The 15,696-nt window shown below is 65.6% G+C and carries 20 protein-coding genes; 6 read left to right on the plus strand and 14 right to left on the minus strand.

Annotated features, from left to right (window positions below):
* Positions 1-107: 107 nt before the first annotated feature.
* Positions 108-506 (minus strand): metallopeptidase family protein, encoded by a 399-nt coding sequence (locus tag AC628_RS19285; protein ID WP_074128337.1) that lies wholly within the window; start codon positions 504-506, stop codon positions 108-110.
* A gap of 101 nt (positions 507-607) precedes the next feature.
* Here AC628_RS19285 and AC628_RS19290 point away from each other — a divergent pair, with 101 nt between their 5' ends.
* Positions 608-931, plus strand: a complete 324-nt coding sequence (locus AC628_RS19290) for a hypothetical protein (RefSeq protein ID WP_074128339.1) — start codon at positions 608-610, stop codon at positions 929-931.
* Here AC628_RS19290 and AC628_RS42990 read toward each other — a convergent pair.
* Positions 928-1,290, minus strand: coding sequence for a hypothetical protein (locus AC628_RS42990; RefSeq protein WP_143201687.1), 363 nt, complete (start codon positions 1,288-1,290; stop codon positions 928-930). The genes AC628_RS19290 and AC628_RS42990 overlap by 4 nt on opposite strands.
* Before the next feature lie 114 nt (positions 1,291-1,404).
* Between AC628_RS42990 and AC628_RS19295 the strand changes: the two genes are divergently transcribed.
* On the plus strand, positions 1,405-1,641 hold the full coding sequence (locus tag AC628_RS19295; protein ID WP_074128340.1) for a hypothetical protein: 237 nt from the start codon (positions 1,405-1,407) through the stop codon (positions 1,639-1,641).
* 127 nt (positions 1,642-1,768) lie between these two features.
* Positions 1,769-2,107 (plus strand): hypothetical protein, encoded by a 339-nt coding sequence (locus AC628_RS19300; RefSeq protein WP_143201688.1) that lies wholly within the window; start codon positions 1,769-1,771, stop codon positions 2,105-2,107.
* A gap of 75 nt (positions 2,108-2,182) precedes the next feature.
* On the opposite strand, the gene AC628_RS19305 is transcribed toward AC628_RS19300, so the two are convergent.
* Positions 2,183-2,476, minus strand: coding sequence for a DUF1330 domain-containing protein (locus AC628_RS19305; RefSeq protein ID WP_074128342.1), 294 nt, complete (start codon positions 2,474-2,476; stop codon positions 2,183-2,185).
* Positions 2,477-2,635: 159 nt separating this feature from the next.
* Between AC628_RS19305 and AC628_RS19310 the strand changes: the two genes are divergently transcribed.
* Positions 2,636-3,199, plus strand: a complete 564-nt coding sequence (locus AC628_RS19310) for a hypothetical protein (protein WP_074128343.1) — start codon at positions 2,636-2,638, stop codon at positions 3,197-3,199.
* Positions 3,200-3,340: 141 nt separating this feature from the next.
* On the opposite strand, the gene AC628_RS19315 is transcribed toward AC628_RS19310, so the two are convergent.
* The 6 genes from AC628_RS19315 to AC628_RS19340 form a co-directional block, all read right to left on the minus strand.
* The gene (locus AC628_RS19315; RefSeq protein ID WP_074128344.1) at positions 3,341-3,553 is read right to left on the minus strand and encodes a hypothetical protein; all 213 of its coding nucleotides are present in this window, start codon (positions 3,551-3,553) and stop codon (positions 3,341-3,343) included.
* Positions 3,554-3,657: 104 nt separating this feature from the next.
* Positions 3,658-5,064: a 3-isopropylmalate dehydratase large subunit gene (leuC, locus tag AC628_RS19320; protein WP_074128345.1), complete on the minus strand. Its 1,407-nt coding sequence runs from the start codon at positions 5,062-5,064 to the stop codon at positions 3,658-3,660.
* Positions 5,065-5,426: 362 nt separating this feature from the next.
* Positions 5,427-5,807, minus strand: a complete 381-nt coding sequence (rplS, locus tag AC628_RS19325) for a 50S ribosomal protein L19 (protein ID WP_028336277.1) — start codon at positions 5,805-5,807, stop codon at positions 5,427-5,429.
* Positions 5,808-5,915: 108 nt separating this feature from the next.
* Complete coding sequence (gene trmD, locus AC628_RS19330) at positions 5,916-6,677, minus strand: tRNA (guanosine(37)-N1)-methyltransferase TrmD (protein ID WP_074128347.1); 762 nt, start codon at positions 6,675-6,677, stop codon at positions 5,916-5,918.
* Positions 6,678-6,686: 9 nt separating this feature from the next.
* The gene (locus tag AC628_RS19335; protein ID WP_074128348.1) at positions 6,687-7,769 is read right to left on the minus strand and encodes a zinc-binding dehydrogenase; all 1,083 of its coding nucleotides are present in this window, start codon (positions 7,767-7,769) and stop codon (positions 6,687-6,689) included.
* A 234-nt stretch (positions 7,770-8,003) separates the two neighbouring features.
* On the minus strand, positions 8,004-9,203 hold the full coding sequence (locus AC628_RS19340; protein ID WP_074128349.1) for an MFS transporter: 1,200 nt from the start codon (positions 9,201-9,203) through the stop codon (positions 8,004-8,006).
* 171 nt (positions 9,204-9,374) lie between these two features.
* Between AC628_RS19340 and gcvA the strand changes: the two genes are divergently transcribed.
* Positions 9,375-10,286 (plus strand): transcriptional regulator GcvA, encoded by a 912-nt coding sequence (gene gcvA, locus AC628_RS19345; RefSeq protein ID WP_074128351.1) that lies wholly within the window; start codon positions 9,375-9,377, stop codon positions 10,284-10,286.
* Between the two features lie 69 nt (positions 10,287-10,355).
* Here the strand turns inward: gcvA and rimM are convergent, their stop codons facing one another.
* From rimM to ffh, 3 genes are all read right to left on the minus strand, one after another.
* Entirely contained in the window at positions 10,356-10,877 is a 522-nt protein-coding gene (gene rimM / locus AC628_RS19350; RefSeq protein WP_074128354.1) for a ribosome maturation factor RimM, read from the minus strand.
* 17 nt (positions 10,878-10,894) lie between these two features.
* A complete protein-coding gene (gene rpsP / locus AC628_RS19355; RefSeq protein WP_050424979.1) occupies positions 10,895-11,227 on the minus strand; it encodes a 30S ribosomal protein S16 in 333 nt (110 codons plus the stop codon).
* Between the two features lie 140 nt (positions 11,228-11,367).
* Entirely contained in the window at positions 11,368-12,915 is a 1,548-nt protein-coding gene (ffh, locus tag AC628_RS19360) for a signal recognition particle protein (RefSeq protein WP_074128355.1), read from the minus strand.
* Between the two features lie 427 nt (positions 12,916-13,342).
* Here ffh and AC628_RS19365 point away from each other — a divergent pair, with 427 nt between their 5' ends.
* Positions 13,343-14,407, plus strand: a complete 1,065-nt coding sequence (locus AC628_RS19365; RefSeq protein ID WP_074128356.1) for an MBL fold metallo-hydrolase — start codon at positions 13,343-13,345, stop codon at positions 14,405-14,407.
* 48 nt (positions 14,408-14,455) lie between these two features.
* Here the strand turns inward: AC628_RS19365 and AC628_RS19370 are convergent, their stop codons facing one another.
* Together AC628_RS19370 and AC628_RS19375 are read right to left on the minus strand one after the other, a co-directional pair.
* A complete protein-coding gene (locus AC628_RS19370; RefSeq protein WP_074128366.1) occupies positions 14,456-15,175 on the minus strand; it encodes an SIMPL domain-containing protein in 720 nt (239 codons plus the stop codon).
* Positions 15,176-15,180: 5 nt separating this feature from the next.
* Positions 15,181-15,696, minus strand: a 516-nt coding sequence (locus tag AC628_RS19375; RefSeq protein WP_074128357.1) for a GyrI-like domain-containing protein, incomplete at its 5' end; no start/stop codon positions are given.

Raw genomic sequence — 15,696 nt, forward strand, 5'->3', positions numbered from 1 at the left:
CCGATGGAAGCGGAACGGGCTCCAGATTCTCGTTTTGACGCGTTTTCTTCACGCGAACCGGGGTCCATCCCGGTCAAGTCCGGGACAGGCTTGCGCTCGAAAACGCTTTAGCCCGCATCGGCCTCAATCGCCTCCATATCGGCGTCCGAGAGGCCGAAATGGTGCCCGATCTCATGGATCAGCACGTGGCGGACGATGTGGCCGAGGGTCTCGTCGTGCTCCGCCCAGTAGTCCAGGATCGGCCGGCGGTAGAGCCAGACCAGGTTGGGGAGCCGGGCCACGTCGCCATAGCTCTGCTGCGGCAGCCCGATGCCGTGAAACAAGCCGAGCAGGTCGAACTCGCTCTCGGCTTGCATCTCGTCGAGCACCTCGTCGGTCGGGAAATCGTCGACACGGATGATCAGGCCCTCGCAGAGGGCCCGGAACGTCTCCGGCAGGCGCGCGAAAACCTCGTGCGCCATGGCCTCCATCTCGGCGAGCGAGGGGGCTTTTGCTGTGGTCCACATGACACTCCTTTAGCGCGAGTGCCTCCAGCGGCGCCAGCGCAGTTGACCTTGGCGGCGCAATGGGAGACCGTGCGGCCAATAATTGGGGCTCGGGTGGCGTGATGAAGAGGATCGTGGCGGCAGCGCTGTTGGCGGCATCAGTCGGGCTCTTGCTTCCGGCCGGAGAGGCGCGCGCGCAGAGCGCGGCGGCCGAAGCGCGCATCGGCGAGGCACCGGTCGTCCGCGAGCGGGTCGTCGAGCGCCGCCACCTGAGGCGCGTGCCGATCTACCGGTCGCGGCCCGATCATTGGGAACCGGATGTGATCCCGCGCTACAATCCCGGCCCGAACGCCGTGCGCGATTGCACCGCGACCTATGTGCAGGAGCACCGGCCGAGCGGCACCGTGATCACGCCGCGCATGAACTGCTTCTGGCGCCCGGGCTAGCTGCGCATACGTTGGCGTGTCGCACTGATCAGCGCGACGGCTGCGATCGCTCCCATCGTTCCATAGACCGCGAGCGCCATCAGCATTTGCGTGAGATGGCTCGCCGTTCCCATGCCGCCGCCCGGTCCTTGCGAGGCGAGCGCGACATCGGCGAGCATGGAACCAGTGAGCGTCGCAACGGCAGTTCGAAGCACGCGGCTGCGTGTGCCTGTGTGTGTCACGGCAATCTCCTGCAACAGAGAGCACGCGAGATACGACCATAGTCCATGCCGGGTTTTGCGCATCTGCGCGAAAAATCGTGCGGCCCGTCGGAACCTGCGCGCGCCACCGGCATTCATGATTGTGGCGCAGATATTCATTTCCCCACTCACGTCATCCGCATCCAGTTCGCGATCTGCGTCGCGGCAACGGGGTCGATTCGAAAACCAATCGTCGTTGCAAGACGTGACCTCAAGGGATCAAGGAGATAACTCATGCAGGTGATGAAGGTTCTGGGGCTTGCGGCCGTCGGTGCCGGGCTGGTTTTGGCGGCGCCGGCCGAGCGCGCGAACGCGATGTCGCTCGCCACGCCAGGCACCGCCGCAACGGTTCAGGACAACGCGAACCAGACCACCACGCAGGTGCGCTGGGGCCATGGTCGTGGCTGGCATCGCGGCTGGGGTCGCGGACATCACCGTGGCTGGGGCCATCGCCGCCACTGGCGCCGCTGATCGCGCGGCGTATCAGCGCGGTTGAGACACAGGCCCGTGAGCAGCGGGCCTGTCGTCGTTCTCAGCCATCAAACCGGCAGATTCGCGCGCGTGAGATGATATCAATCGAAATCTGCAGGAGTTGATCATGATGAGATGGATCGTTGTCGCCGCTGTCGCTTGTGCATTCGCGTTGACGGCGCCGGCATCGGCGACCGCCGCGGCATCAGCCAAGCCGCAGGCTGCGGCACAAGGGCGGCAAGCGGGCAAGGCGACTGACTTCAGCGCGCAGCGCCATCATCGCCATTATCATCGTCACCATCATCACCACGGCTACCGGCCCTATTACCGGCCGTACTATCAGCCCTATTCCTATTATCGGCCGTACGGCTCCTATTATTACGGACGGCCCTACTACTATCGGCCGTATCCTTACGCTTCGCCGGCGCCGTTTACCTTCGGCTTCGGGTTCGGCCCATTCTGGTGAAAAACGTCGTCGCACGGCGCGCGACACACGTGGTGCAACGGCAGAGCGGCTCCGATCGGAGCTGCTCCGGCGGCGTCATGGCGCAAAGCCCTTCGCCAGCAGCACGATGCCTTGCGCACCCGCTTTGCGATTCCTGGAGATCTCGACGTACTCAGGCGATTCCGACCAGGCGCGGAATGCGGCTTCGTCGGGGAATGACATCAGCACAAGCTTGTCGCGATCCCAATTGCCTTCGAGCACCGCGGGATGTTCGTCGGCCGACAGCAGCCGCCCGTTGAACTTCCTGAACACGTCGAAGAAGCGCGCCTGATACCGGTCATAGGCGGCCCGATCGGTCATCTTGAGCTGCACGACCACATAGACAGTCACGGGGCTTCTCTCCGGATTTTCCGTCGTGCGCGCCTTGCGCGTTCATGACGCATTCAGTTGCGCATTCTTAGCGTCATGCCGGGAGCGACTGCAATGAACGCAATGCGACCGGCTGCCATGCAGCACGGCTGTCATTGCTGTTGTCAGGGAAGTTCGGAGATGAGGGAGAGCTCTTTGCGGCGTCGACTGGTGCGCCGCCTTGGTGTTGCGGCGGCCGCGTTGTTCGCATTGTCGATCGCCGCGCAGCAACGCGCCGAAGCGCTGTCGCTGGCGAGCCCGGGCACCGCGCCTGCGGCGAAATCCGCGGCAGACGGAATGACGACCCAGGTTCGGCATGGCGGTGGCGGTGGCCACGGCGGAGGCTTTCATGGCGGCGGTTTCCACGGTGGCGGATTTCACGGCGGTGGCTTCCATGGCGGCGGTTTTCGCGGCTTCCATGGTGGCGGCTTCCGCGCCGCGCCGGCGTTTCATGGCGGCTATCGCTACGGCGGCTTCCATCGCCATTACGGCGGCTACCACCGCTTCTATGGCGGCGGTTACCGCTACGGCTATCGCCGGCACTTCCATCACCGGCGCTACTTCTACGGACCGTCGTATTATTACCCGGCCTATTATCACCACCGGCACTGTCGGGTGGTCTGGACCTATTACGGGCCGCGGCGGATCTGCCGGCCGTGGTGGCATCACCGTCACCATTGGCGGCCGTACGGGGTTTATTGGTAAGGCCTGAAAATGACAGCGGGCGCCTCGCGGCGCCCGGCTTGTCAAGCTGAAGCGCGATGAGATGAGGTTGATCGCGCCTTAGACTCTTGTTTGAGAATGATCTTTTCGGAAAACCGCTTCGCACTTTTCCGGATCATGCACCTAGTCCCAGTTCTTCAGCTTCCAGGATTTGATCTTCCACGGCGTCAGGTTCTCCATCCGCCATTGCGTCCAGCGCTCCGGCGGCCAGTGGCTGAGGCGCGAGGTCTCCTTCACCTCGGGAAGCGGATCGATGATGCGCGGCGCGGCGCGGCGACGGCGTTTCTGGCGCGTCGCGTCGCTGATCATGTCGACGAATTCGGGTTTATCGGCCACGGCACGCGCTCCTTGCGAAGGTTGCTTTCGCAAGGAGGCAGTGTGCGTGCGCTCCGTTAACGAGCCGTTTCCGCAACGGCTCGAGCTTGAGGCGAAACCTCTCCTTACCGCCAGTCGCGGACGTCGACGAAGTGACCGGCGATCGCGGCGGCCGCGGCCATCGCGGGCGACACCAGATGGGTGCGGCCCTTGAAGCCCTGGCGGCCCTCGAAGTTGCGGTTCGAGGTCGAGGCGCAGCGCTCCTCCGGCTTCAGCTTGTCCGGGTTCATCGCAAGGCACATCGAGCAGCCCGGCTCGCGCCATTCGAAGCCGGCCTTGATGAAGATCTTGTCGAGGCCTTCGGCTTCCGCCTGCTCCTTCACGATGCCCGAGCCCGGCACGATCATCGCGTTGACGCTGGCGTTGACGGTCTTGCCCTCGGCGATCTTCGCAGCAGCGCGCAAATCCTCGATGCGGCCGTTGGTGCAGGAGCCGATGAAGACGCGGTCGAGCTTGATGTCGGTGATCTTGGTGCCGGCGGTCAGGCCCATATATTTCAGCGCGCGGTGCTTGGAGAGCCGCTTCGCCTCATCCTCGATCTTGTCGGGATCGGGCACGAAGCCGGTGATCGAGATCACGTCCTCAGGGCTCGTGCCCCAGGTGACGATCGGCGGCAGCTTGGCGGCGTCGAGCCGCAGCTCGTGGTCGAAATGCGCGCCCTCGTCGGAGCGCAGCGTCTCCCAGTAGCGCATCGCGGCATCCCATGCGGCGCCCTTCGGCGCCTTCGGGCGGTCGCGCAGGAAGTCGAACGCCTTCTGGTCGGGCGCGACCAGGCCGGCGCGTGCGCCGCCTTCGATCGACATGTTGCAGACCGTCATGCGGCCTTCCATCGACAGCGCACGGATCGCCTCGCCGGCATATTCCAGCACATAGCCGGTGCCGCCGGCGGTGCCGATCTCGCCGATGATCGCCAGGATGATGTCCTTGCCGGTCACGCCTTCCGGCAATTTGCCGTCGACGATCGCGCGCATATTCTTGGCCTTCTTCTGGATCAGCGTCTGCGTCGCCAGCACATGCTCGACCTCTGACGTGCCGATGCCGTGCGCCAGCGCGCCGAACGCGCCATGCGTCGAGGTGTGGCTGTCACCGCAGACGATGGTGGTGCCGGGCAGCGTAAAACCCTGCTCCGGGCCGATGACGTGGACGATGCCCTGGCGCTTGTCGAATTCGTTGTAATATTCGATGCCGAATTCCTTGGCGTTCTCCGCCATCACCCGCATCTGCTCGATGCTCTCGGGGTCAGGGTTCGGCTTCGAGCGATCGGTGGTCGGGACGTTGTGGTCGACGACGGCGAGCGTCTTCTCGGGCGCGTGCACCTTGCGGCCGGCGGCGCGCAGGCCTTCGAACGCCTGCGGCGAGGTCACCTCGTGCACCAGGTGGCGATCGATATAGAGCAGGCAGGTGCCGTCTTCGGCCTCATGGACCAGATGGTCGTTCCAGATCTTGTCGTACAGCGTGGTCGGTTTGGACATGAGCTTCAGCTCCAGAAGATATTCAGTGGTGAATGGCGTTGAGCGCGTCTTAGGCGCACGAGCAGGCGAAAGCGTCCAGGCAGCGTTAAGCTGCGCGTCTAAGCTCAGACGTTGCCGACGTCGCAAAGCGCCCGAAGAAGCGGCCGGGCAGCCGCGAGCGATCGTCGATCACGACGCGCTTGCAGGTCTGACTTGGGCAGCGCTGGCTTGCTTGATCCGGAACCATTCTAAATTTCTAACACAGGGCTCGCGCCCGCGACAATCGATCGATGCGCGGGGTGCTACGTCAGATAGGTATGCCGCAACAAAAAAGCGCGGGGCTGGCCCCGCGCTTTTGGTCACATCCCCTTTTGATGGAAACGTTACTCGCCGACGGCGGTCTGGCGGTCCTGCTTCTCGACGATGCGGGCCGACTTGCCGCGCAGGTTGCGCAGGTAATAGAGCTTGGCGCGACGCACCTTGCCGCGACGCACGACCTTGATCGAGTCGATCATCGGCGACATCACCGGGAAGACGCGCTCGACGCCTTCGCCGTACGAAATCTTGCGCACGGTGAAGCTCTCGTTGAGGCCCTGGCCGGAACGGCCGATGCAAACGCCTTCATAGGCCTGCACGCGGGTGCGCTCGCCTTCGACCACCTTCACGTTGACGATGACGGTATCGCCGGGGCCGAACTCCGGGATTTCCTTGGTGGCGGCAAGCTTGTCGAACTGCTCTTTTTCGAGCTGCTGAATAAGGTTCATCGAAATCTCCATCGGCGGCGCGCCCAGCCTGTGCGGGCTGCGCAAACGTCCATCTATCCTGCGCGTGTGCGGATTAGGCCGTGCCTATAAGGCAAAGCGCAGGGTTTGTCACCCGTCTGTCGTGTTTTTTGTCCGTCGCGGAGCGGCTTTTTGGCCGGCGCGCCTAGCCCAGAGATCGGGCCGCCGGGCCGCCGTCAGGGCCTCGGATTGGGCCAGCCGCCAGGCCGCAACCTTGGCATGATCGCCGGAAATCAGGATTTCCGGGATCTGGCGGCCCTCGAACTCCTGCGGACGGGTGTATTGGGGGTATTCCAGTAGTCCTTCGGAGAAGCTCTCCTCGGTTCCCGAGGCCGGCTTCCCCATCACCCCCGGCAACAGGCGGACGCAGGCGTCGATCAGCGCCATCGCGGCGATTTCGCCGCCGGACAGCACATAATCGCCGATCGAGACCTCCTCCAGTCCCCGCGCCTCGATCACCCGCTGGTCGATGCCCTCGAAGCGACCGCAGACGATCAGGGGGCCGGGCCCGGCCGCCAGCTCGGCGACGTGGGTCTGGGTCAATGGCCGACCCCGCGGGCTCATCAAGAGGCGTGGGCGATCAGGCGCGATCGCGGCGGCATCGATCGCCGCCGCCAGCACGTCGGCCCGCAGCACCATGCCCGGGCCGCCACCGGCCGGCGTGTCGTCGACGCTGCGGTGCTTGTCGGTCGCCGATGCCCTTATATCGCGCGCCTCCAGCGACCAGAGGCCGCCAGCCAGCGCCCTGCCGGCGAGGCTCACGCCGAGCGGTCCCGGAAACATGTCCGGGAACAGGGTCAGCACGGTGGCGCGCCATGCTGCCGCTTGGGATGGGGACTCTTGCGATGTCATGGCCTTTGGTTACGGCACCACGGCCGTCAGGTCGAGGCTCTGCATCATGGCGGCGGCGTCGACCGCGCGGCGGAAGTCGGCGAGCGCGAAGCTCGCGACGTTGATCTTGCGCAGGTCGAGCAGGCCTTCGGCGGCGAGAGCGGCAAGCTGGCCGGGTGCGGTACGGTCGTACATGAACTGCCCGACCACCTCCCAGTCATTGGCCAGCATCTCGCGGAACGAGAGCTCGAGCGGCACTTCGGCGCTGCCCATCAGCACCATGCGGCCGCCGCGCTTGAGCGCGCGCAGGCACGAGAGCGTGGTCGAGGTGCTCTTCGCGGTGCCGAGCAAATCGAGCGCGACATCGGCGCTGCCGCCGGCGGCGCGGCGGATGGTCTGAAGATCGGCCGATGCATCGCCGCTGACGACGGCGGGGATGACGCGCGGGCCGAATGCATCGCGCAACTGCTCGAGTGCGGCCTGCTTGCGTCCGACGGCGACGACGCGGCCCGCGCCCATCGCGACCGCGAGCATCACGCCGCCCGAGCCGAAATAGCCGGTCGCTCCGTTGACGATGATGGTCTGCCCGCCGCGCAGGCCGGAGCGCTGCAAGCCGCCGAACGGCACGATCAGTTTCGCTAGCCCGATCAGCTCGGTCGCCGGTTTGTCGTCGAGATTGGCGAGCGGCGTGGCGCAGGCGGCCGGCCAGTGCGCGATCTCGGCAAACACGCCGTCGCGCCAGCGCGCCTGCAAGGCGAGCGCCTCCGGCGTCGTCACCGTCGCGGTGAGGCCGATCAGGATCTGCGGCGGATCGCGATCCGGCACGTCGCCGCGCAGATGCGGGCTCAGGAACACGCGGTCGCCGCTCCGCACATGCGTGACGTTCTCGCCGGCAGCGACGACGCGTGCGATCGCATTGGTGCCCGGCACGAACGGCATCGGCGGCAGGCTGTAGGGCAGCGCGCCTGAGAGCAGCTTGTTGGTGTAGGACAGCACCATGCCGGCCTCGATCCGCACCACGACGCCATCGGGCACGGGCTGGGGCGTTGCGACATCCTCGAAGCGAAGATCATTGTGGGCGTGCAACCGCCAGGCCTTGTGCGTGCTTGTCATTAGTATGCTCCTCGACACCCCGATTAAGTAGCCCGGATGGAGCGAAGCGCAATCCGGGCTACAGCTCGAACCTCCCCTTGAAAAGGGGAGGTCGCTTTGCTCGTCAGAGCAAAGCGGGTGGGGATCAAGTCTCTCCACATCTAGCGTCGCCTGCGGCTGACCCCCATCCCGACCTTCCCCCTTTTCAGGGGGAAGGAGAAGACAGGCAGTCGCCCGGGCTTGGCGCGCTGTGCGTCACGCCGCCTTTGGCTCGTCCGCGAGATGCCGCGCCAGCGCCACCGCAAGCGGACAGATCGCCAGCGCCGTGAGCGCAGTCGCGGTGGTGGCGAGTGTCGGGCCGAGTGCGTCGCCGAGCAGGCCGTAGAGCACCGGCGCGATCGCGCCCGATCCAATCGTGCCGGTATAGAACAGCGCGAAAGCGCGCTCGGTCTGATGCGCCGGCGTGAGCTCGGGCACCGTGCCGTAGAGCACCGAGGAGGTACCGTTGAGCATCACGCCGAGCAGCGGCAGCAGCACGATGGCTGGCGCCAGCGGCAATACGAGGACCGCAACGATCAGCGCCGCCGTGCCGCCTTCGGTGATCAGCACGGTGCGCAGCGTGCCGACGCGTTCGCCGAGCCAGCCGCAGGTGAATTTCCCCGCGGCGCCGCCGATGAACACCAGCGCCAGCGCGAGGCCGTTGGTCGGCAGCGACGCACCCTTGTCGCGCAACAGGAACGGCAGGAAGGTGAGGAAGCCCATCCTGACCGCGGTGTCGAGAATTCCGATCGCGAGCAGCCAGGGAAAGCCGCCGCCTGCACCCTCGCGGCGCGATGCCGTGGTCGCCTTGTGCCCGGCGCCCTTGCCGACCCACGGCATCCAGAGCGCGATGCAGATCGCGACAAGCAATCCTGCCAATGCGAGCACGAGCAGCGTGTGCCGCCATGACATGATCACGAGCAGGATCGAGGTCAGCGCCGGGATCGCCGCCTTGCCGAGATCGCCCGAGAAATTGTAGATGCCGAGCGGCCCGCGCGCGCCCGCGCCATAGGCGCGCGACACCGCTGATGAAGCGATCGGATGCTGCGTGCTCGAGCCCGCGCCGGAGAGCGCCAGCGCGAGGCCAAGTCCGATCACGCCGCCGGAGAAGCCGGCGAATACATAGCCGAGCGCCGACAGCGCCGTGCCCGCGATCAGGATGATCTTGCCGTCGATCCGTTCTGCGATGCGCCCGACCGGAATCTGCAAGCCGGCCATGGCGCCGGCATAGAGCCCGCGCAGCAGCGCCAGCAGCGCGTAGCTCAGCGCGAACTCGGCCTGCCAGACCGGCAACAGCACGTAGATCAGGTCGGTGTAGCCGTCGTGGAGGGCGTGGTTCAACCCAGTCACCGTCAACGTGCGGGTCGTCCTGACGCTGCCGGGGGAGGATGCGCCGGCTTCTGCGGATACGCTCATTGCAGCCATCCGGCACAAGAAAATCTAAAGTTTGGGCGGATGGGCATCAGGCGAGATTTCCAGAAAGAGAAGAGATACGAGAAGCTTGCAAGACACTATGCGCCGCCTAAACGTCTGTCACAAATCAGTAATAATCGGATCATGCGTTAGAAAATCTGGTATTGAGGGGGCATGTTCGTCCCACGCCGCAGCCTGCCGCCGCTCAATGCGGTCCGTGCCTTCGAGGCCGCCGCGCGGCTCGGCAGCTTCAAGGAAGCCGCCGCCGAGCTCAGCGTGACGCACGGGGCCGTCAGCCAGCAGATCCGCCTGCTCGAGGAATGGCTGGGCGCGCCGGCGCTGTTCCGGCGCTCGGTGCGGCGGGTGGTGCTGACGCCGGCGGGCGCGGCGCTGCTGGCGGAATTCGCGCCGGCGCTCGACCGGATCTCGGCCGCCGTACAGCAGCATCGCGAGCGGCGCGGCGATGCCGCGGTGGCGGTGTTGCGCGTCAACGCGCTCGCGACATTCAGTTTGCGGTGGCTGCTGCCGCGGATGAGCCGGTTTCGCGCCGAGCATCCTGACATCGAGGTGCGGCTGAGCACGTCGAACGATCCGGTGGATGCGCTGCCTGAATCCTTCGACGTCGTGATCCGCGGCGGGCCCGACACCTTCCACGGTTTCTCGTCGCGCTTCCTGGTGTCGGAGCGGCGGTTGCCGGTGTGCAGCCCGTCATTGCTCGCGCAATTGCCACTGCACGAGATCGCGGACCTCTCGCGGCACACGCTGCTGCATGTCACGTCGATGCCGCGGCTGTGGCGCGACTGGCTGACCGAAGCGGGGCACTCCGCGCTCGAGCCGGCAGCGGCGCTGACGTTCGATCATTTCTATTTGACGATCCAAGCCGCGCTCGATGGCCTCGGCGTCGCGATGGGTCCGACTGCGCTGATCGCGGACGATCTCGCGGCCGGGCGTCTGGTGACGCCGTTTCCAGACGTCAGCCTGCCGGCGCGGAGCTACTTCGCGTATTTTCCGGCGGGCCGCAGCAACGATCCGCACAGCGCGGTGTTCTGCGACTGGCTCGAGCAGCAGGGCAGAATGACAGGCTAGAGCATGATCCGGAAAAGTGGGAACCGGTTTTCAGAAAAGATCATGCTCAAAAAAAGGAGTGTTTCCTGGTCAGGCCGCCGACGGATCGTCGCCGTCGATTTCCTGCGGCAGGTCGATCACGACGCGGCCGCCGGCAAGATCGACAGTCGGCACCACCGCGTTGGTGAAGGGCAGCAGCATCGTCGCGCCCTGCGGCGGGGCGATCTCGATGATGTCGCCAGCGCCGAAATTATGGATCGCGATCACCTTGCCGAGCGGCTGCTCTGCCGTCGTCACCGCGGCGAGCCCGATCAGATCGGTGTGGTAGTATTCGCCGTCGTCGGTGTCCGGCAGCCGGTCGCGCGGCACGTAGAGCTCGAGACCGTTGAGCCGTTCGGCGTCGTCGCGGGTGGCGACGCCCGTCAGCGTCACCACCAGATGGTCCTTGGCCTCGCGCGCATGCGTGACCTCGAACTGGCGCGTGCCGTCCTTGGTCATCAGCGGGCCGTAATCCTTCACGGCCAGCGGATCTTCGGTGAAGGTCCACAGCCGGACGGCGCCGCGCACACCATGCGCAGCGCCGATACGGGCGACACAGACCGGTGCAGCCACCGTGGTCGCCGTTCAGCTTAAGCCTTGGCGGCGGCTTCAGCCTGCGCCTTGCGCTCCTTGCGCGGCACGGCCTTCTCGGGGTTGTTGCGCGGCGCGCGCTTCTTGACGCCGGCGGCGTCGAGGAAGCGGGTCACGCGATCCGACGGCTGCGCGCCCTTGGCGAGCCAGGCCTTCACCTTGTCCATGTCGAGCTTCAGGCGCGCTTCGTTGTCCTTCGGCAGCAGCGGGTTGAAGTGGCCGAGACGCTCGATGAAGCGGCCATCGCGCGGGAAGCGCGAGTCGGCGACGACGACGTGATAGACCGGACGCTTCTTGGTGCCTGCGCGAGCGAGGCGGATAACAACGGACATCTAGTTCTCCTTAAGTGTTGGTTTGAAGTCTGTATTGGTCAGTTACGCCGTCATTGCGAGGAGCGAAGCGACGAAGCAATCCATGTCTCCGCGGGCGGTGAGATGGATTGCTTCGCTGCGCTCGCAATGACGAAAGAGAGTCATTTTTTCTTGCCCGGGAAGCCGCCGAGGCCCGGCAGCATCGGCTTGCCGGAAAGGCCGGTCAGGCCCGGCACGTTCGGCAGGCCGCCGCGCAGCCCTGCGGGCAAATCTTTCGGCAGGTTGGGCAGGCCGCCGCCGGCGCCGCCCTGCATCTTCTCGGCGATCGCCTTCATCTCCTCGGGCGAGGGCGGCTTCATGCCGCCGCCAAAGCCCATCGCCTGCGCGATGCCGGCGAGCGGGCCGCGCTTGCCGCTTCCCATGGCCTTCATCATGTCGGCCATGTTCCGGTGCATCTTCAAAAGCTTGTTGACGTGCTCGACGCTCTGGCCGGCGCCGGCCGCGATGCGCTTCTTGCGGCTCGCCTTCAGGAGATCCGGGTTCTTGCGCTCCTGCCGCGTCATTGAATCGATGATCGCGACCTGGCGTTTCAAAATCTTGTCGTCGATGCCGGCCGCGGCGATCTGGTTCTTCATCTTGGAGATGCCGGGCATCATGCCCATCAGGCCGCCGATGCCGCCCATGTTGGCCATTTGCTGCAGCTGTTCGCGCATGTCGTTGAGGTCGAACTGACCCTTGCGCATGCGCTCGGCGGTGCGCGCGGCCTTCTCGGCGTCGATGTTCGCGGCGGCCTTCTCGACCAGCGAGACGACGTCGCCCATGCCGAGGATGCGGCCGGCGATGCGATTCGGATGGAAGTCTTCCAGTGCGTCGGTCTTTTCGCCGGTGCCGATCAGCTTGATCGGCTTGCCGGTGACTGCGCGCATCGACAGCGCGGCGCCGCCGCGGCCGTCGCCGTCCACTCTTGTCAGCACGATGCCGGTGAGGCCGACGCGCTCATCGAACGAGCGCGCAAGGTTGACCGCGTCCTGGCCGGTGAGCGAGTCCGCGACCAGCAGCACTTCGTGCGGGTTGGCGGCGGCCTTGATCTCGGCCGCCTCCTTCATCATGTCCTCGTCGAGCGTGGTGCGGCCGGCGGTGTCGAGCAGCACGACGTCGTAGCCGCCGAGCTTGCCGGCCTCGAGCGCGCGCCGCGCGATCTGTGGCGGCATCTGGCCCGCGACGATCGGCAGCGTCGGAATGTCGAGATCGCGGCCGAGCACCGCGAGCTGCTCCATCGCCGCCGGGCGGTAGACGTCGAGCGAGGCCATCAGCACCTTGCGCTTGTCGCGCTGGACCATGCGGCGCGCGAGCTTTGCGGTGGTGGTGGTCTTGCCGGAGCCTTGCAGACCGACCATCATGATCGGCACCGGCGGCACCGAGTTGATGTCGATGGTCTGGCCGTCGGAACCGAGCGTGGCGACCAGCTCGTCATGGACGATCTTCACCACCATCTGGCCCGGCGTCACCGACTTGACGACGGTTGCGCCGATCGCCTGCTCGCGGACACGGTCGATGAAGCTGCGGACCACCTCGAGCGCGACGTCGGCTTCGAGCAGCGCGCGGCGCACCTCGCGCATCGCGGCATCGACATCCTTTTCGGTCAGCGCACCGCGCCCCGTCAGACGATCGAGAATGCCACCAAGCCGTTCCGACAGATTGTCGAACAATGCCGTTGTCCTCTTTTCACCTCGCCCCGCTTGCGGGGAGAGGTCGGATCGCCCTTGCGATCCGGGTGAGGGGGTACGGGACTATCCACGCGCATCATCCGCGGAGAGAGCCTCTCACCCCGACCCTCTCCCCGCAAGAGCGGGGCGAGGGAGAAGGAAATCCAAACACTTTCGCGCCCGAGGGCGCATCGCGCTGTCGGGCGTTGGCCTCTGGCCTCCAGGACCAGTCGGCGGGTCGAAAAGACGGAGCTTTCCGAGAAAGTCGCGGCGTTAAACGCTGCCGGGGCGGCAAAGTCAAGGAAAGTTTCGCTGCAGTCGGTCTGGGTTTGACCTTAAGGTATTGAAATTATGTCGTTTTGCTCCGTCGATTCCGAATTCGCCGCTGCCACCCATATAAACGGAGCCTGCCTCCTATTCGGGAACCCGCTTGCCCATCACCCGCCGCCGCCTTTTCGCAACCTTGACCGGAGCCGCCGCTGCGATCGGCGTGCCCTCGATCTGGATGACTACCATGAAAACCTATGACGGCCCCGTCTCGGATCATTTCGACGGCCTGCACTTCTTCGATCCGGATGGCTCGCCGCCGAAATCGCTCGGCGAGGTGCTGCGCTGGCAGTTCGGGGGCGGCCGGAAACGCGCAGTCTGGCCGGAATGGGCGCCAAGCCCCCATGCCGATACGCCGCCGCCGCGCGTCGAGGGCGATAAAGTGCGGTTCTGCTTCGTCGGCCATGCCAGCTGGCTGATCCAGACCTCAGGCCGCAACATTCTGGTCGATCCGGTGTGGTCGATGCGCGCCTCGCCGTTCAGCTTTGCCGGGCCGAAGCGGCACAATGATCCCGGCATTGCCTTCGACAAATTGCCTCACATCGACGTCGTGCTGGTGTCGCACGGCCATTACGACCATCTCGACGTCGCGACGCTGTCGAAGCTGCATGCCGCGTTTGCGCCGCGGGTGATCACGCCGCTCGGCAATGATGTGACGATGCGTGCGTCCGATGTCGCGATCAAGGCCGAGGCGTTCGACTGGCATCAGCGCGTCGAGCTCGGCAACGGACTCGCGGCGACGCTGGCGCCGACGCGGCACTGGTCGGCGCGCGGCCTGTTCGATCGCAACAAGGCGCTGTGGGCGAGCTTCGTGCTGGAGACGCCGGCCGGCAAGCTCTACATCGTCTGCGATTCCGGTTACGGCGACGGGCGGCATTTCCGCCGGGTTGCCGAGGCGCACGGCCCCTTAAGGCTCGCGATCCTGCCGATCGGCGCCTATGAACCGCGCTGGTTCATGCGCGACCAGCACATGAACCCGGAGGATGCGGTGAAGGCGCTCGCCGATTGCGGCGCGGCGCAAGCGCTGGCGCATCACCACGGCACGTTCCAATTGACCGACGAAGCGATCGACGCGCCCGCGATCGCGCTGGGCCAAGCGCTCGACGCGGCGAGCGTGCCGCGCGAGAAGTTTTTGACGCTGAAGCCGGGACAGGTATTCGAGATTTAACCGTCGTCCCGGCCTTCGTCGGGACGACACTGATTGGGCCGTCTCGAATTACTTCTCCTTGATCGCCCAGGACACGCTCACATTCACCGTCAGCGTCTCCTCGCCCTGCGCCACCGGCGTCGGTGCCGCGGCGAATCCGGCCGTGGCCATCTTGGCGCGGAACATCGGCACCGGCGCCGAGCCGACTTCCGCGATGTTCAACGGCGCGCCGAGCGTGACGCCGGCGGCCTTGGCGTAGATCTCCGCCTTGCGGCGGGCGTCGGCGACAGCCTTTTCGCGCGCGTCGTCCAGCAGCTTCGAGGCCTGCGACACCGAGAAATTGAGTGCGCCGACATCGTTGGCGCCGGCGCCCACCAGCCCGTCGATGACACCAGCAACCTTGCTGACATCGTGCAGCTTGATCGTGACGCGATTGCTCGCGTGATAACCGACGATGCTGGGCGGCGCGTTAGGCGACGACGGCGGCCGGTTGGCGAATTGCGGCTGCAGCGACAGCCGCGAGGTCTGATAATCCTTTTCCGCGATGCCGGCGCCCTTCAGCGCCGCCAGCACCTTGCCCATCGTCACATTGTTGGCTTCGGTGGCCTCGCGTGCGGTCTTGCCGTCGGTCGTAACGCCTGCGTCGAGCTGCGCCTGGTCGGGCGCCGCCGATACGGTGGCCTCGCCGGTGACCGAGATCGCCGGGGGAAAGTCGCTGTCGGCTAATGCAGGTGCCGCCAGCAGGGTGGTCGCGATGAGGGTGGCGGCGAAAGGAAGGCGATTGGTCATCTGGTTCACTTCAGGGGTACGTAGACGTTGATCACAAGCTTGTCTTCGGCGGTCTTCAAGGGATCGGTGATGTATTCCTCGATGAAGGTGTCCTTGGCTTCGAGCTTCTTGTCGTCGAGGTGATTGGTGATCGCCTCATAGGTGTTGTCCATGTTGTCGTAGGAACCGCGATGGACGAACTTCAGCGCCTTGCCGTCGGGGGAATTGCCCATGCTCATGTTCTTGCCGAGGTTCTTCGCATCCTGATCGACCGGGATTTCGGCGATGAAGGTGAAGCCGGTGTCGTCGGTCGAGGTGTAGACGATCATCGGGTTGCCCGATGCCTTGATGCCGTCCTTGTCGAGCAGGGCGGTGAGCTGCTTGAACGCCTCGATCAGCGCGTCGAAGGCGGAATCCCAATTGGCCGTGCCCTTCAGCATCACGACCTTCTTCGGCTCCAGCGTGAACGGCTCGCCGAACGGATCGGCGGTCTGCACCGGGGCGGCCGGCGGCGGCGCCGGGGTCTGTGACGCGGCGGGGCT

The organism is Bradyrhizobium sp. NAS96.2 (assembly GCF_001908235.1).
Taxonomy (GTDB): domain Bacteria; phylum Pseudomonadota; class Alphaproteobacteria; order Rhizobiales; family Xanthobacteraceae; genus Bradyrhizobium.

Bases quoted from the DNA above. Each gene is read 5' to 3' on its own strand.
- AC628_RS19340 (WP_074128349.1), bottom strand. From the start codon at position 9,203: ATGAGCGTATCCGCAGAAGCCGGCGCATCCTCCCCCGGCAGCGTCAGG.
- AC628_RS19300 (WP_143201688.1), top strand. From the start codon at position 1,769: ATGATGAGATGGATCGTTGTCGCCGCTGTCGCTTGTGCATTCGCGTTG.
- AC628_RS19290 (WP_074128339.1), top strand. From the start codon at position 608: ATGAAGAGGATCGTGGCGGCAGCGCTGTTGGCGGCATCAGTCGGGCTC.
- AC628_RS42990 (WP_143201687.1), bottom strand. From the start codon at position 1,290: ATGAATATCTGCGCCACAATCATGAATGCCGGTGGCGCGCGCAGGTTC.
- AC628_RS19310 (WP_074128343.1), top strand. From the start codon at position 2,636: ATGAGGGAGAGCTCTTTGCGGCGTCGACTGGTGCGCCGCCTTGGTGTT.
- AC628_RS19370 (WP_074128366.1), bottom strand. From the start codon at position 15,175: ATGACCAATCGCCTTCCTTTCGCCGCCACCCTCATCGCGACCACCCTG.
- gcvA (WP_074128351.1), top strand. From the start codon at position 9,375: ATGTTCGTCCCACGCCGCAGCCTGCCGCCGCTCAATGCGGTCCGTGCC.
- trmD (WP_074128347.1), bottom strand. From the start codon at position 6,677: ATGACATCGCAAGAGTCCCCATCCCAAGCGGCAGCATGGCGCGCCACC.
- rplS (WP_028336277.1), bottom strand. From the start codon at position 5,807: ATGAACCTTATTCAGCAGCTCGAAAAAGAGCAGTTCGACAAGCTTGCC.
- AC628_RS19335 (WP_074128348.1), bottom strand. From the start codon at position 7,769: ATGACAAGCACGCACAAGGCCTGGCGGTTGCACGCCCACAATGATCTT.
- leuC (WP_074128345.1), bottom strand. From the start codon at position 5,064: ATGTCCAAACCGACCACGCTGTACGACAAGATCTGGAACGACCATCTG.
- AC628_RS19295 (WP_074128340.1), top strand. From the start codon at position 1,405: ATGCAGGTGATGAAGGTTCTGGGGCTTGCGGCCGTCGGTGCCGGGCTG.
- AC628_RS19285 (WP_074128337.1), bottom strand. From the start codon at position 506: ATGTGGACCACAGCAAAAGCCCCCTCGCTCGCCGAGATGGAGGCCATG.
- rpsP (WP_050424979.1), bottom strand. From the start codon at position 11,227: ATGTCCGTTGTTATCCGCCTCGCTCGCGCAGGCACCAAGAAGCGTCCG.